At 52.9% G+C, this 14,894-nt stretch carries 13 protein-coding genes; 6 read left to right on the top strand and 7 right to left on the bottom strand.

Annotation, left to right across the window (positions count from 1 at the left end):
* Window positions 1-25 precede the first annotated feature (25 nt).
* The 3 genes from RHJ31_RS00125 to RHJ31_RS00115 form a co-directional block, all read right to left on the bottom strand.
* Window positions 26-1,501 (bottom strand): hypothetical protein, encoded by a 1,476-nt coding sequence (locus RHJ31_RS00125; RefSeq protein ID WP_302676913.1) that lies wholly within the window; start codon window positions 1,499-1,501, stop codon window positions 26-28.
* A 79-nt stretch (window positions 1,502-1,580) separates the two neighbouring features.
* Window positions 1,581-3,131 carry a DUF697 domain-containing protein gene (locus RHJ31_RS00120; protein ID WP_302676912.1) on the bottom strand — a complete coding sequence of 517 codons (1,551 nt, stop codon included), beginning with the start codon at window positions 3,129-3,131 and terminating at the stop codon, window positions 1,581-1,583.
* Window positions 3,128-3,511, bottom strand: coding sequence for a hypothetical protein (locus RHJ31_RS00115; protein ID WP_302676911.1), 384 nt, complete (start codon window positions 3,509-3,511; stop codon window positions 3,128-3,130). Before RHJ31_RS00115 ends, RHJ31_RS00120 begins: the two co-directional genes overlap by 4 nt.
* A gap of 203 nt (window positions 3,512-3,714) precedes the next feature.
* Between RHJ31_RS00115 and gatA the strand changes: the two genes are divergently transcribed.
* A complete protein-coding gene (gatA, locus tag RHJ31_RS00110) occupies window positions 3,715-5,163 on the top strand; it encodes an Asp-tRNA(Asn)/Glu-tRNA(Gln) amidotransferase subunit GatA (protein ID WP_302676910.1) in 1,449 nt (482 codons plus the stop codon).
* A gap of 3 nt (window positions 5,164-5,166) precedes the next feature.
* Here gatA and pstB read toward each other — a convergent pair whose 3' ends face one another.
* The 4 genes from pstB to pstS all read right to left on the bottom strand — a co-directional run bounded on the left by pstB (window position 5,167) and on the right by pstS (window position 9,005).
* Window positions 5,167-5,967 carry a phosphate ABC transporter ATP-binding protein PstB gene (gene pstB / locus RHJ31_RS00105; protein ID WP_302676909.1) on the bottom strand — a complete coding sequence of 267 codons (801 nt, stop codon included), beginning with the start codon at window positions 5,965-5,967 and terminating at the stop codon, window positions 5,167-5,169.
* 22 nt (window positions 5,968-5,989) lie between these two features.
* Window positions 5,990-6,877: a phosphate ABC transporter permease PstA gene (pstA, locus tag RHJ31_RS00100; protein WP_302676908.1), complete on the bottom strand. Its 888-nt coding sequence runs from the start codon at window positions 6,875-6,877 to the stop codon at window positions 5,990-5,992.
* Window positions 6,878-6,885: 8 nt separating this feature from the next.
* The gene (gene pstC, locus RHJ31_RS00095; RefSeq protein ID WP_206200544.1) at window positions 6,886-7,854 is read right to left on the bottom strand and encodes a phosphate ABC transporter permease subunit PstC; all 969 of its coding nucleotides are present in this window, start codon (window positions 7,852-7,854) and stop codon (window positions 6,886-6,888) included.
* Window positions 7,855-7,958: 104 nt separating this feature from the next.
* Window positions 7,959-9,005 carry a phosphate ABC transporter substrate-binding protein PstS gene (pstS, locus tag RHJ31_RS00090; protein WP_302676907.1) on the bottom strand — a complete coding sequence of 349 codons (1,047 nt, stop codon included), beginning with the start codon at window positions 9,003-9,005 and terminating at the stop codon, window positions 7,959-7,961.
* A 753-nt stretch (window positions 9,006-9,758) separates the two neighbouring features.
* Between pstS and RHJ31_RS00085 the strand changes: the two genes are divergently transcribed.
* The 5 genes from RHJ31_RS00085 (at window position 9,759) to RHJ31_RS00065 (ending at window position 14,779) form a co-directional block, all read left to right on the top strand.
* A complete protein-coding gene (locus tag RHJ31_RS00085; protein ID WP_310445710.1) occupies window positions 9,759-10,808 on the top strand; it encodes a PstS family phosphate ABC transporter substrate-binding protein in 1,050 nt (349 codons plus the stop codon).
* Window positions 10,809-10,817: 9 nt separating this feature from the next.
* Window positions 10,818-11,591 (top strand): PH domain-containing protein, encoded by a 774-nt coding sequence (locus RHJ31_RS00080; protein WP_302676905.1) that lies wholly within the window; start codon window positions 10,818-10,820, stop codon window positions 11,589-11,591.
* A gap of 486 nt (window positions 11,592-12,077) precedes the next feature.
* Window positions 12,078-13,244, top strand: coding sequence for an RNA polymerase sigma factor RpoD (gene rpoD / locus RHJ31_RS00075; protein ID WP_302676904.1), 1,167 nt, complete (start codon window positions 12,078-12,080; stop codon window positions 13,242-13,244).
* Window positions 13,245-13,254: 10 nt separating this feature from the next.
* Complete coding sequence (locus RHJ31_RS00070; protein ID WP_302676903.1) at window positions 13,255-13,590, top strand: hypothetical protein; 336 nt, start codon at window positions 13,255-13,257, stop codon at window positions 13,588-13,590.
* 28 nt (window positions 13,591-13,618) lie between these two features.
* Complete coding sequence (locus RHJ31_RS00065; protein WP_399375712.1) at window positions 13,619-14,779, top strand: PQQ-dependent sugar dehydrogenase; 1,161 nt, start codon at window positions 13,619-13,621, stop codon at window positions 14,777-14,779.
* Window positions 14,780-14,894 lie beyond the last annotated feature (115 nt).

Genomic DNA, 14,894 nt, shown 5'->3' with positions numbered 1-14,894 from the left:
ACCAAGTACGAAAAAGCGAGGCTGCCTAGGGAAGGTAGTAAATATCGTTATGCTCACACCACTGCGCAAGTTTGGCCTCTATTTGCTCATCAATTTGTTTTGCGGTGCAGAGGCCACGGGCATAGTCAGGGTGAATTTCACGGCGGGTTTGCCGTCGTTGATGGGGGCTGGGGATTGATTGGGTTTCATACCATCGCCTCATCCATTGCGGAATCTGGGGATCTTGAAAGAATTTACGGTAGAGCCACAGGCGATATTCACGACCGAGGCAGCGAGAAATCGTGGGCTGGCTGACAAAGAGTTCACGGGCAATTTCCGCTTGGGTACGGCGACGCTCACACCAATCCCTGACCCATGTCGGCGTCTGCGGATCATTGAGAAACTCCACCATGGACTCCACCCCTTGGCCATTGCTGGTGGGTAGGGTGCGGGTATCGGGATAGTTGTCAATCCATTCTTGGTTGCTGTCGGTGGAGCAAATGTTCAGAGAGCGAGTGGACTGCACATAACGTCCAAGAATACGCCGTACCTGTTGATGAATGTCGCGGGTGTACTCGATCGTCCAGCCCAAGAGTTGGGCAATGTGCTGGCGCAAGCGAGCCGTCGAAGCACGGATACGGGGATCGGTAATTTCCGTTTGGACAATCGTAATCAACTGAGCGCAGGCTTTGGGATCAATCTCCCGTTGTACCTCAGGGGGTGCTGCTTGATAACGATCTTGAAAGACTTGCAGGGCGCGGTTGTCATAGAAGAGCAGTTCATCGGCCTCGCGCTTGAGGAGTTTGCGTTTTTCATCCGCCAGTTTATTGCTGATGACCGTGCGCACCCATGCTTCAAAGGTGGGACGACCATGACCAGTGGCACCAAAGGGCTTGAGGGGGTCAAAGGATTTCATTGCTTCCCAGAGCCAGCCCGTGAGGTTACTTTGGCATTGCTCGGGATCAGAACTCCCCAGACAGACCGTGCGCAGGAGATCGCGGTACTCTTGGCGAAACTGGGGGGATAGGAGAACCGTTGCGCCGAGTTCTTGACGTAGGCACTGGATAAAGAAGGCAAGGAAACACTCGGCCTCTGTCAATTCGGGAGAGGGATTACGGTTGGCTAGGGCTGGGCGACTAAAGGCAAGCACCAGTTGCTTTAGGGGTTGATTGTACTGGCCACGATTGAGGCGATCGTACTCATCTTGAATGACGGTGGCGGGAATTTGCAGTAACCGCTGCACCGTTTTTTGCACTGCCTGCTGTTGGAGTTGATCGCGGCTCAAGTTTTCTAGGCAGCGAGGAAAGAGGCGAAAATAGGCTTCCACTAGGCGTTGGAGATAGCCGCCGCGTTGACTCAGATGGGTATCAATGTTGCGCTCGAGGATGGCTCGCAGGGCTTGAGAGAGGGGCTTCGTCACAGCGGGCGATCGCTCCCCGGCCAAATAACGAGACCGAGCTGCCTGCAATAACTGCGGCAGTTGTTCCACCTCAAGATCGGGACTGCGGGTCGAGAGACTCATCCGAAATCGGTAACATAAAATAGTTACTGAACATAGTAGCGGTTTTTGCTAAGACCCTTGGGGGAATCCTAAGAATACCTTAAGGCAGCTCTTCCTCATGGGATAAGGGTGTTTTCATTGCTTCAGGCATCATGGTGCCAAGGTGCGACGGTAAGCGGGCGATCGCCTGCTGCACAAAGGAGCGAATAAATTCATCGCGGCGATTGAGTTCAAATTGCTGTTGAACTACTTCACTGATGCCACCATCGCCCCAGTCTTGGTTGTGGCGAAAATATTCCATAAAACTTTTGCCCGCAATCCGAGTGAGATAGGCGGCTGTAATTCCTTGGACGGCTTTGCCCACCACCAGCCCCCCCATGCTCAATTGCAAGGCCGTACCGACGAGATTCATGGCTCCCTTAACAATGCCCAAGCTGGCCAGGGTTTTGCCTAGGGAAAGAGCTAGCTCGCGGGCGCGATCGCGATTCAGGTCACAGCCATAGACCTTGCCAATTTCCATCACCATTTGCGCATTCACGGCGGCGGCAGCCAGTAGATCTACGCCGGGAATCGGCGTGACACAGACCACACCCGCACTGATCCACTGGTAGCGCTCCACTACCTTATCGGCTTGGCGGCGCCGTTGCTGATCAATGATTTTGCGAGCCTGCTCCCCTAGGCGTTGAGACTGCAAGAGGATATTATCTGCCACGAGGTCATCCCCTTCCTCGCGGAGAATGGCACTCAGCCGCCGAATCAATGGCCAAATATGGGGTTCGGGTTCTAACCACTCTCCTGTGTCGAGGCGAATCGGTTGGGGACGGGCGGCAATACCCACCACATCTTGGGGTGGAATCAACCCCTTGACCCGCTGCCGTAGATGGCGCAAAAGAGCCAGTTGATCGGCCTCGGAGCGCAAGTCAATTTTATTGAGCACCAAGAGCGATCGCTTGCCCATTTCCACCAAGTTGACCAAGGGGGTATATTCCGACTGGCGCAGGTCATCATCGAGCACAAAAAGGAGTAAGTCTGCTTCGGCGGCCAGTTGGCGGGCTAATTGCTCGCGGTAGGTTCCAGCCACACCCGCCTCCAAAATGCCGGGGGTATCGGTAATCAGAATTTCCCGCTCTGTATTAGGTAGCCAAAAACGATAGGTTTGCCCCACCGCCGTCGTGCCCATTGTTGGTGCCACTTCCCCCACCATCTCCCCTATGAGGGCATTGACAAGAGAGGTTTTACCCGCCGAACCGGTGCCAAAGACCACAATGCGCAATTCTTGGCGGTAAAAATCCTCCGCCAGCTCCCGTGCCCGTGCCAACAGTGCTTGCCGTGCCACCTCATCTTCAATTTGACTCAGTTGCTGCCGTAGGGCTTTGAGGTTTTCAGCGGCGGCCTCCGTTTTATCGAGGGGGGCTTGGGGCGTAGCGGTGGCGGGCTTGCCCTTGCGCTCAAGTAAGTACAGGTAACGAAAGAAGGTATAGAGCAGCCCCCCCAATAGACCAATGAAAATCAGCACCAAGAGATTGGCCAAAAAGGGGGCAGTAAAGGCCACCTGCACATAGAGCCACGTGAGTGCCGATATCAACCAGAGGATGAGCACCAGAATGGCGCTGAATCCCAATAGGGGCCAAAACCAGCGCTTGGGGGTCATGGCAGGTATTTCATCAGACGTTGTAGGAAGGGCAATTTCAGCGATCGCCCCTGCCACAACTGTACCATCAGCCCCAAGTTCACCAGAAAATAGGCGGATCCCCAGAGACTGTTGAGAAAGAGTAATAGGCCATGATGCAGAGACTGGGCTTCACTCACGCTGACCGCCCCATTCAGCAGGCCATAGCCCAACAGCCAAATGAGACCAATGAGAACAGCGAGGCGGCTCACTTGTCGGGTCTGGCGATCGCTCCCCCGGCGACTCAACTGCCACAGTGCTGGAATCATGCCAAAAATGGGCAGCAAATAGACAAAGAACAACAATCGCTGCAATGTCGGGTTGGTAAAGGCTTCCCGATCCACGGGGTCGAGCGGTTCCATCGAATACTCCCCAAGGGCATGAGCACCGTCGTCAGGGCTTCTTGATTCCTAATATATCGCTGATTGATTCAGAGACAGCCCTGTGCCAAAGCGCTGCATCTGGAGCAATAAATGATCAGCCACATTGCTAAACTTAAGATTGGCCTGTTTGCGGCCATGCCCGCGATCGCCAGTGTTGCATTGTCACTAGGGAATCTGCATTTATGTCAGTGATTCAGGAGCTACACCGTCAACTCGTTCGCAAAGAACGCTCCGCCACTGAAATTACCCAAGCTTACTTAGATCGCATTGCCCAAGTGGAGCCAACGCTCCATAGCTTCTTAACCGTGACGGGCGATCGCGCCCTTGCCCAAGCGGCCGCCGTGGATGAGCGCATTGCTGCCGGTGAAGAGATTGGTGTGCTCACAGGGATTCCCTTGGCTATCAAGGATAACCTTTGCACCTACGGGGTGCGCACCACCTGTGCTTCTAAGATGCTGGAGCACTTTGTCCCCCCCTACGAATCCACCGTGACCCAAAAATTGCAGGCCGCTGGCGCGATTATGGTGGGCAAAACCAATCTGGATGAGTTTGCCATGGGCAGCTCCACCGAAAATTCTGCCTTTGGTTTCACCGCCAATCCTTGGCATCCAGAGCGGGTCTCTGGGGGGTCTTCTGGGGGGTCTGCTGCCGCCGTTGCTGCCGGGGAATGTGCTGCTGCCCTTGGTTCCGATACGGGCGGTTCCATTCGTCAACCCGCCGCCTTTTGTGGGGTGGTCGGCCTCAAACCGACCTATGGTTTGGTGTCGCGCTATGGCCTTGTTGCCTATGCGTCGTCATTGGATCAAATTGGGCCTTTGGCACCGACGGTTACCGATGCTGCGATTCTTTTGGGAGCGATCGCGGGGCATGATCCCAAGGATGCCACCAGTCTCAGCGTGTCGATTCCCGACTACACCCAAGCCCTCAAACCCGATCTCAAGGGAATGCGCATTGGCGTTATTCAAGAAACAGTGAGTGAAGGCATCCAACCAGAAGTGAAATCTGCCCTTGAGGCTGCCCTAAAAACCCTAGAGGAATTGGGGGCCACGATTGTTGAACTCTCCTGTCCCCGCTTTGCCTACGGCCTGCCCACCTACTACATTATTGCCCCTTCGGAAGCCTCGGCAAACCTAGCCCGCTATGATGGCGTGAACTTTGGTTTTCGCGCTGAAGGAGCCAGCGATCTCCTTGAAATGTACATGAAAACCCGCGCCCAAGGCTTTGGGGCTGAGGTGAAGCGACGGATCATGATTGGCACCTACGCCCTTTCCGCTGGCTACTATGATGCTTACTACCTACGGGCACAAAAGGTACGCACCCTGATCAAAGAAGACTTTGCCCAAGCCTTTGCACAGGCGGATGTTTTGGTCTGCCCCACAGCTCCCACCACTGCCTTCAAAGCTGGGGAGAAAACCGCCGACCCCCTGAGTATGTACCTGTCAGATCTGATGACCATTCCCGTCAACCTTGCCGGGCTACCAGGCTTGAGCCTCCCCTGTGGCTTTGATCAGGAAGGGCTGCCCATTGGTCTGCAATTGATTGGCAACGTCCTAGGGGAAGAGACCCTATTTCACGTGGCCTATGCCTATGAACAGGCGACCCCTTGGCACCAACAGCAGCCGCCGCTTTAGACCTTAGCCGAAACGGCCACTGACATAATCCATCGTGGCTTGCTCTTTGGGGTTATTGAAGACGACGCTGGTGTAATCATACTCAACGAGGTAGCCCACCCGGTTACCCCGCTCTGTGGCCTCGGCATTAAAGAAGGCTGTGCGATCGCTGACCCGTGCTGCCTGTTGCATATTGTGAGTCACGATCACAATCGTGTAGTTCTGCTTCAATTCATGGATCAGTTCTTCCACCTTGAGGGTAGAAATGGGGTCAAGGGCAGAACAGGGTTCATCCATGAGGATGACCTCGGGCTTGGTGGCGATCGCCCGCGCAATACATAGCCGTTGCTGTTGTCCGCCAGAGAGCGACAGACCACTTTCTTTGAGCTTGTCCTTCACCTCATCCCAAAGAGCCGCCTGCCGTAGGGCAGTTTCCACTAGCTCACCCAAATCCCCCTTATACTTATTGACCCGCGCTCCAAAGGCCACATTGTCATAAATTGACTTGGGAAAGGGATTAGGCTTTTGGAACACCATGCCAATACGCCGCCGCACCTCCACGGGATCCACCTCCTTGGCGTACAGATCCTTGCCGTGGTAGGTAATCTTGCCCTCTACCCGAGCACCCGGCACCAGATCATTCATGCGGTTAAAACAGCGTAGCAGCGTGCTCTTGCCACAACCCGATGGGCCAATGAGAGCCGTTACTTCATTGGCATAGATGTCCATCGTCACATCCCGTACTGCCCGAAATGAGCCATAAAAAATCGAGGCGTTCTGCACTTGGAAAACCACTTTAGGAGTAGGTTTAGGGTAAGTTGTCATAGAACAGTTACCTTTTAAGTCTTTAGTAGCGTTTCTTACGAGTGAGTAAGCGGGAGCCAATACTGACGATCAAAATGATGCTCAGCAACACCAACGCGCCTGCCCATGCCAGTTCCTGCTGGGGTTTGTAGGGAATGATGGCAAAGAAATAAACCTGTACCGAAAGCGTGGAAATGGGGCGAAACAAATCCGTTGACCAGAAATTATTATTCAGAGCCGTAAAGAGGAGAGGTGCCGCTTCACCCCCTGCCCGCGCCACCGCTAGAGTTACCGCAGTAGCAATAGAAGGCAACGCCGCAGGGAGAACAACTCGCGTTACCGTCTCAAAACGAGTGGCACCCAATCCCAATGCTGCCAGACGAACCTCCTCAGGTACCAGCACCAAGCCTTCCTCTGTGGTTCGCATCACAATGGGCAGCATGACAACTGCCAGAGCCACCCCACCGGCAAAGGCACTAAAGGTGCCCATCGTCATGACCACAATCGTATAGGAAAACAAACCCGCAATAATAGCGGGCACCCCACTGAGAACGTTTGCCGAAAACCGCACCCAATAGGCGATTTTGCTCCCCCGCCCAAATTCGGACAGCCAGACGGCTCCCAAAACGCCAATGGGAACACTAATCGCCATGGCAACAGCGAGCACGATTAACGTACCAACGATCGCATTTCCCAAGCCCCCCCCACTCAAACCCGGCGGCGGTGGCAGTTTTGTAAACAGATCTAAGTTAATCCGAGGCAGTCCTTGGGACGCCACATTGATGACAATGGCTGCCAAGGGAATCACCGCAATGACAGCAAACAGTCCCGTCACACTTGTCATCAACAGACCAAAGAGGTTTCGTGCCGAAGTCCAGACCCTGCCTAGTTGAATCTCTGCGGTAGAAAGGCGGTTACTGATCTCTGTCATGGTGCAACCTATCGCTCAACGTTTTGAAACTTCTTAATAATGATTTCTGCCAAGATATTGACCAGCAGTGTCAGGATCATGAGCACTAAACCGGCATACAGCAGTGCAGCCACTTGCTCTCGCCCTGCTTCCCCAAACTGGGAGGCAATCAATGACGCGATCGTCGAACCCGGCTCAAGGATTGAGAGGCTGATGCGGTTGGTATTACCCACGAGCATAGCTGCGGCCATCGTTTCCCCCATCGCCCGACCGAGAGCCAACATAATCGAACCCACAATTCCAGAGAAGCCAGCAGGAATGAGCACCCGCAAAATCGTCTCCCAGCGGGTGGCGCCTAGAGCCATTGCTCCTTGGCGTAAGTAAGGAGGCAAAGAAACCAGCGTTTCCCGTGAAATGGAGGTGATCAGGGGCAAAATCATGAACGCCAGCACTAGACCTAAGGTGAGGATGCTGTTACCGCGAGGACTGGTACCAAAGAGAGGAATCCAGCCGAGGTACTCGTGCAGGAAATTGTAAAATGGCCGCAAAAAGGGAATCAGCACAAAGATACCCCACAGGCCAATGACCACACTAGGAATGGCAGCTAATAGCTCAATCGCAAAGGCAATTGGGGTACGAATGTACGTAGGTAGAAAGTCCTCACTGAGAAAGACGGCAATACCCAGTCCTAGGGGAACTGCCACCAGTAGGGCAATGAGGGCACTAACAAGGGTACCGTAGATTTGGGGTAGGATGCCGTAGATATTTTGCACCGGATCCCATGTGGTGCTAGCCAGAAAGCGCAGACCAAATCGTGTAATTGCAGGTATAGCCGCAAGGCCAATTTGAATCACAATCCAAAGCAGGGCAACAGCCACCGCCAAGGCAAAGACCATTGTCAGATAGTAGAAGGATTGATCGAGGTAGTAGCGGAGGTTTTTCCGTGCCTCAATCGCAGCCAAATCCGGTGATTCAGGGGGAGTGCTGGTAACAGCCATAGGGTTTCACGGGTAATATTGATCAGTTCCCTCAATTGCCATAACTGGCTCTTTTCATCCTAGGGGATTGCGAGGGGGAAACACTCCCCCTGCGGTTGCATGATTTAGCCTGTGACTTTCACCTTATCGAGGGTTGCCTTGACTCGCGCGACGATGTCGTCAGGCATGGGAACATAGTCCAGTTGTTCGGCAATGCTTTTGCCCTCATTGCCCAGCGCCCAAAGCAGCACATTTTTAAGGGCTTGCCATTTTCTGCCATCTTGGTACTCAGGGTACACCAAGATCCATGTCAAGCCAGCGATGGGAAAGGCTTCGGGATTTTCGGGATCCGGCACTAGCAATGCAAAATCTTCGGGAACGTCAGCGCCCTCAAAGGCTTTGGAGGCAGCTTCCGGGGAAGGATAGACGAAGTTACCTGCCTTGTTTTCCAGTAGGGCGCGGGGCAAGTTGTTGAGTTTGGCATAGGCATACTCGACGTAGCCAATGGTGCCTTCGTTTTGCTGAATTTGGGCAGCCACGCCTTCATTGCCTTGGCCACCAACACCCACAGGCCAATTGACGGAGGTGCCAACCCCTGCCGGCCAGCCAGGACACACGGTGTTGATGTGGTTTGTGAAAATAAATGTGGTGCCACTGCCGTCAGAGCGGTGGGCAAAGGTAATTGGTTTATCGGGAAGCGTTTTACCCTCATTGGCAGCAACCAGCTTGGGATCATTCCAGCGGGTAATTTTGCCCATAACGATGTCGCAATAGACTGCCCGCGGTAATTTCAGTTCATCCACACCGGGCAGGTTATAGGCAAAGACAACGGCACCGCCGGCCATGGGAACTTGGATAGGGTCAGCCTTGTATCTTTCCTGAAAGGACTTCAGGCGATCGCCGGCTATCGGTGCATCGGAACCAGCAAAATCCACTGTGCCGTTAATATACTGCTCCAAACCAGCACCACTGCCAACGGATTGATAACTGATTTGGACGTTGGGATCAACCTGCTGGGCGTAGGTTTTGAACCAGTTTTGGTAAAGGGGGGCAGGAAAACTGGCGCCGGCACCATTAATATTTATCGGCTCGCCCGCTTGATTTGGGCCACCCCCTCCTTGAGGACCGCAAGCAACAACGATGCCAGCGGTAATAATAGCGGAGAGGATCATGAGAATTCGAGATTTTCTGAGTTTGAAGATCATAAGCGCGATCGCAAGTCAGGACAATGAACGAATGCATTGATGCATCAGTAGTTACAGCCCCTCTCGTGAGGATTGAGACTGCTCAAAACAGTTTAGAACGATTGTGCGCTGACAGCAGGCACGAGGATCTCATCCCCGTTCATGTGCTCCATAGTTTTTAGAACAAGGGCTGTATGACAGCTTGCTCAATAGCAACGACAAATCTATCGCAACTCAAAGACAAGCTAGGGCGATAATACGGGAACGATGTAAAGGTTAGGTTAAGAATGACTCTATCTGCTAATTAAGTTTTTTTATTATTGTGCAGTCTCTGTCGATCTGAACCAAAGCTTGGGTAGGGCAGTCTAAGTTTAGTTTTCCGCTGGGTGTAGTGGGGAATACTTTTAAGGAAGCAATTTATAAAAATTTTCTTAATCTCTAGGTTCCTGAGACCAAAGGCAGCCTAAGATTATCGCTAGGGTTTTCTCAACAATACTTTCTCTAGGGAGAAGGGCTAACGAAATGCCTTAAGATAAGACTTTTTAAGTCTCAATTCTTTGAATTCAAGTTACTAACTTTAGAAGGATTTATATTAATAACTCATCTTTGAAGTTTTATTTATAAATAGTTTTGGCAAGTTATTCATCGTTTTTAGTGATTTTGTTTTAGTGGGGAAATAGTTGAATTCACCAATTTTCTAATTGATGCAATATCCGTCATTTTTAGAGTGAGGCTTGAGTTATGAAGTTTCAGCAATTGAGACGTGGCGTCTTACCCCTTTTGGCCATCATCCTTGTGGGCTGCACAATGGAGGCGGCATCTAATGACCCAATGCTCAAGGTGATTCGGGTGGATGGATCGAGCACGGTTTATCCCATTTCCAGGGCGATCGCCGAAGGGTTTAAGACCACGCCCAATGGTCAAGAGGCCGATATTGCCGTTGCTTTTTCAGGGACATCTGCTGGCTTTCGCGCCTTTTGTAGCGGCAAAACGGATATTAGTGACGCCTCTCGCCCGATCCTCATTACTGAAATGAATGAGTGCATTGCCAATGGTGTCCCCTTTATTGAATTGCCCATTGCCTTTGACGCGCTCTCCATTGTCGTTCACCCCCAAAACACTTGGTTAAAAGAGATTTCTGTGGCTGAGCTGAAAAAACTTTGGGAAAAAGCAGCGCAGAAAAAGCTCACGCGCTGGAACCAATTACGACCTGACTTTCCAGATGCACCGATTGTCCTGTGGGGACCGGGTCAAGATTCAGGCACCTTTGATTATTTCAACGAGGCGATTCTTGGCAATCAGCGCGGCTCTCGCACCGACTACAAAGCCAGCGAAGACGATAACGAAATCGTAGCGGGTATTGCTGGGGATGTGAATGCCCTTGGTTACCTTCCCTATGCTTACTACATGGCCAACCAGAATCGGCTGCGGGCTGTGCCCGTCAATGATGACCGAGGCGCCATTCTACCTTCAGTGGAGACGGTGCAAAACAGTACCTATCAGCCCCTCTCGCGCCCCCTCTTCCTCTATGTCAATGCCAAATATGCCCAAGATAAGCCCCTGCTGCGACAGTTTGTCGAGTATTACATCCAGCAGGCACCGACGGTCGTTCCCAAGGTCGGGTATGTCCCCCTTACGCCCGAAGGCTATCGCTTGGCAGGCATTCAGTTTATTCGCCTAGAGGTGGGGACTGCCTTCAAGGGGGTGCCTGAACCTGATGTGACGATTGAAGAGGTGCTGCGGCGTCAGGTGATCTTCCAAGAGACCCATGCCAATAATCCGACCCCCTAGAATAGGGGCATGGAAATTATCGAGAAGTCTCAGCAGCGGCTGATTTTGCGCAGTCGCCCTTGGGGGGTGTGGCTGGCAGGTCTGATATTCTGTGTTGGTGCCGCTGTGCCGATTTGGTTTGCAGCCCGCTATGAGCTGGTGTGCCGCCATGAGGTTCGCGTTATTGATAGTCGCTGTCGCTGGGTGCGCTCTGGGGCAACGGGGGTACAGATCACCCAAATTCCCCTGAATCGGCTCCAAGGGGTGGGCATTATCGAGCAGTGGCGCTCTAGTCGCGGACGACGCTACCGTGTCTATCAGGTGCACCTACAAACCGCCGCGGGTTCTATTGCCTTTGGTGAATTTACCCGCGATCGCCAGAATCGGGAAGCCGTTGCCGAACGCATCCGTCGCTTTTTGCAGCAGCCGCAACATCCCCCTTTAACATTAGTGGAAGACAACCACTGGTGGGGATTTTTGATCTTAGCTGTTGGCTGGGGTCTAGGCTTACCCCTAATCTTGATCGGAGCCAAGGTGCTGGTGCTGGTTTTTGATAAAAGTGCAGGCGTGGTATCGCTGCAATATAGCAGTCTTCTCAGGACAGAAAAGAAAACCTTCCCTTGGCATGACCTCAAGGATGTCGTCGTACAGCTCTCCCGTGGTAAGAAGGGCAGAGTATCAGCTCGTTTGGCCTTGGAGTTACAGAATGGGCAGGTAATTCCCCTGCGGTTTTATTACAGCAGTGATGTCAGGGGCACTCAGGCACTGCAAGCCACGATTCGGGCGTTTCGTGATCGTTCGTGATCAAACGTAACGGGTACGGCGGAACGGTGATAAATTAGCTAGGCTAGAAGCAAGAAATTTCCCTCAGCAGGGATAGAAATTTTATCTGAGAATAGCAAATTAGAATTTGTTAGCGGTTGTTGACGCGAGCGATCGCTAGCCCTGAATTCCCGAAAAATTTATCCCTTTGCTGTGGGCGATTTCTGTTAGAAAGGCTACAATCAATGAGGTTTTAGTTAAAATTAGTCAAAAGATTCCTGCACAGTCTCAACCGCTCGCTACTGCCTGCTCCCTGACCCCATGGGTCACACAGGAAATTTTTCAAGATGATCCAGCGGCAGAGATCCTGAGGATGTGGAATCTAGAGCCTATGCCCCCGTCCAACCGCTTTCCTTAGCTACATTCCATGATTGAAATGTGGCTGACGATTCTAGCGTCACCAAAGGCAACGGTTGCCGACAACACACTGACAATACACATTTAGGGAGATTTTACGAGGACAACGGCATGACCCAAGCGAATGTACTTGACGTTTACGACCCCGCAACAGCCCCCCTTGAGGATGAGGTGGCTCTACTCAGTGACTATGGCCTTGATGCTGTAGAGATCGAGGAAGAGGAGAGCGAAGACTTTGAGGAGGTCAGCGACGATCTTGACGACAAGCCCACAAAAGGTCGTGCCAGCCGACGGCGGACACAGGTCAAGAAGAAACACTACACCGAGGACTCGATACGCCTCTATTTGCAAGAAATTGGCCGCATTCGTCTGTTGCGTGCCGACGAGGAAATTGAATTGGCGCGCAAAATTGCCGATCTCCTAGAAATGGAGCGAGTGCGCGATCGCCTGTGTCAACAACTCGGCTGTACCCCTGAAGAGCTAGAGCGCAATCCTGAGCCTTGGGCTACAGAGCTGGGTATGACCGTGCAAGCCTTTCGCCATCGCTTATTTGTGGGTCGCAAAGCCAAAGAAAAAATGGTGCAATCGAACCTGCGACTGGTGGTCTCGATCGCCAAAAAATACATGAACCGGGGGCTATCCTTTCAGGACTTGATTCAAGAGGGCAGCCTAGGGCTCATCCGCGCTGCTGAGAAATTTGACCACGAAAAGGGCTATAAATTTTCCACCTACGCCACCTGGTGGATTCGCCAAGCGATTACCCGCGCCATTGCCGATCAATCCCGCACCATTCGTCTGCCTGTGCACCTGTACGAAACCATTTCGCGGATTAAGAAAACCACTAAACTCCTCTCACAGGAAATGGGGCGCAAACCCACTGAGGAAGAAATTGCCGATCGCATGGAAATGACGATTGAAAAACTGCGCTTCATTGCCAAATCGGCACAACTCCCCATCTCCCTAGAAACCCCTATCGGTAAAGAAGAGGATTCCCGTCTGGGGGACTTCATTGAATCCGACGGTGAAACCCCTGAAGATCAAGTGTCCAAGCACCTGCTGCGCGAAGATTTAGAAACGGTATTGTGCACCCTTAGCCCCCGCGAGCGAGATGTGTTAAAACTGCGGTATGGCTTGGACGATGGTCGCATGAAAACGTTGGAGGAAATTGGTCAACTCTTTAACGTCACCCGTGAGCGCATTCGCCAAATTGAGGCCAAGGCCCTGCGGAAACTGCGCCATCCCAACCGCAACAGTGTCCTCAAAGAATACATTCGTTAAGGAGTCGTTTATGTTGCGTCCCCTCATTGCCGTGACTGTTGGTCTGTCTGCCACTTTGGTGGCAATGCCGCAACCCAGTTCTGCCCAAGCCTGTGCCTATGCCAAAGGGTTAAGTCATCAAAGTCTGAGTAATTCCTCATTCTTCGATAGCAGCAAGCTGCCGATCGCCCTTGGACTGGGTGCAGGTGCAATTACAGCAGCGGCAGTGGGGGTGACCCTCTGGCAACGGCGGCAGCAAACGGATGCCCCGACCCCTGCTTCTGATGCTGCCTCTTTGGAACTGCCGGTGGTCTTGCCGGAGTCTGAAGGTGCAGAGCGTTCTGAAGATGTGACACCCATTGCCTAGTTATCGATTTGTCAAATTACTCCCCCTCATGGGGGCGATCGGGGTATTCCTAGGCTGTAGTCCCATTGCGCAGTCGGATACCCCGTTACCCTTATCAACCGCTGAACCCCTGTTAGAATCGCAGCCACCACCAACACTGGCGGTACGCATTGAAACCGTTGTTGAAGAGTTAGAGCATCCTTGGGCAGTAACTTGGCTGCCGGATGGCAGTGCGTTGATTACTGAGCGCCCCGGACGGTTGCGGCGATTTCACCAAGGGCGTTTGGGTTCACCTATTCGTGGCGTGCCGCCGGTCTTTGGCCAAGGCCAAGGGGGCTTATTGGATGTCGCCCTTCACCCCCGCTTTGCTGAAAACAATTGGGTTTATCTTACCTATGCCCATGGCACAGCATCCGCGAATCGTACTCGCCTAGCACGGGGGCGTCTGGTGGGCGATCGCCTTGAAGAGGTGACAGTTCTCTTTGAAGTCTCGCAAGCGAAAACTGGGGCACAGCATTTTGGCTCCCGCTTGGCTTGGCTCCCCGACGGCACATTGCTCATGGCCATTGGCGATGGCGGCAATCCCCCAATTGAACTGGAAGGCAAATTAATTCGCGAGCAAGCCCAAAACCGCCGCAGTCATTTGGGCAAAATTATTCGCCTGCGGGACGATGGCACTGTGCCGGAGGACAATCCTTTTGTGGGCGATGCCACGGCCACCCCCGAACTCTGGAGCTACGGCCACCGCAATATCCAAGGACTGGTGGTTGATCCAGTCACAGAAACGGTGTGGTCAACGGAGCACGGCTCCCTTGGTGGTGATGAACTCAATCGCATTGAGCGTGGTGCCAACTATGGTTGGCCAGTGGTCACCTATAGCCGTGAGTATTGGGGGGCAGAAATTACCCCAGAGCGGCGCCGGCCGGGGATGGTGGATCCTTTGGTGGTGTGGACACCGGCCATTGCGCCTTCAGGGCTAGCAGTTTATCGGGGCGATCGCGCTCCCCAGTGGCAAGGTGCCCTTTTTGCCGGCGGTCTCGTCTCCCAAGATGTGCGCAAAATTCGAGTGAATACCAATACTGCTGTTGAAAGCCAAGGACGCATCCCCATCGGTCAGCGGGTACGGGATGTGCGCCAAGGCCCCGATGGCTACCTATATGTTCTCACGGATGACCCCCAAAATGGCCGACTGTTGCGGCTGATTCCTTAACGTTGAGCTAAGCAGTTCTTTATCGCTCCTTAAATGCAAACCAATATCTTTATCAAGGCGGTCGCACATCATCGGCTACCGCCAGTTTAGGTGTTGAGGAGTGTATATGCGTTCT

The organism is Thermosynechococcus sp. JY1331, assembly GCF_031583475.1.
Taxonomy (GTDB): domain Bacteria; phylum Cyanobacteriota; class Cyanobacteriia; order Thermosynechococcales; family Thermosynechococcaceae; genus Thermosynechococcus.
This window is presented reverse-complemented; position numbering and strand designations above follow the sequence as displayed.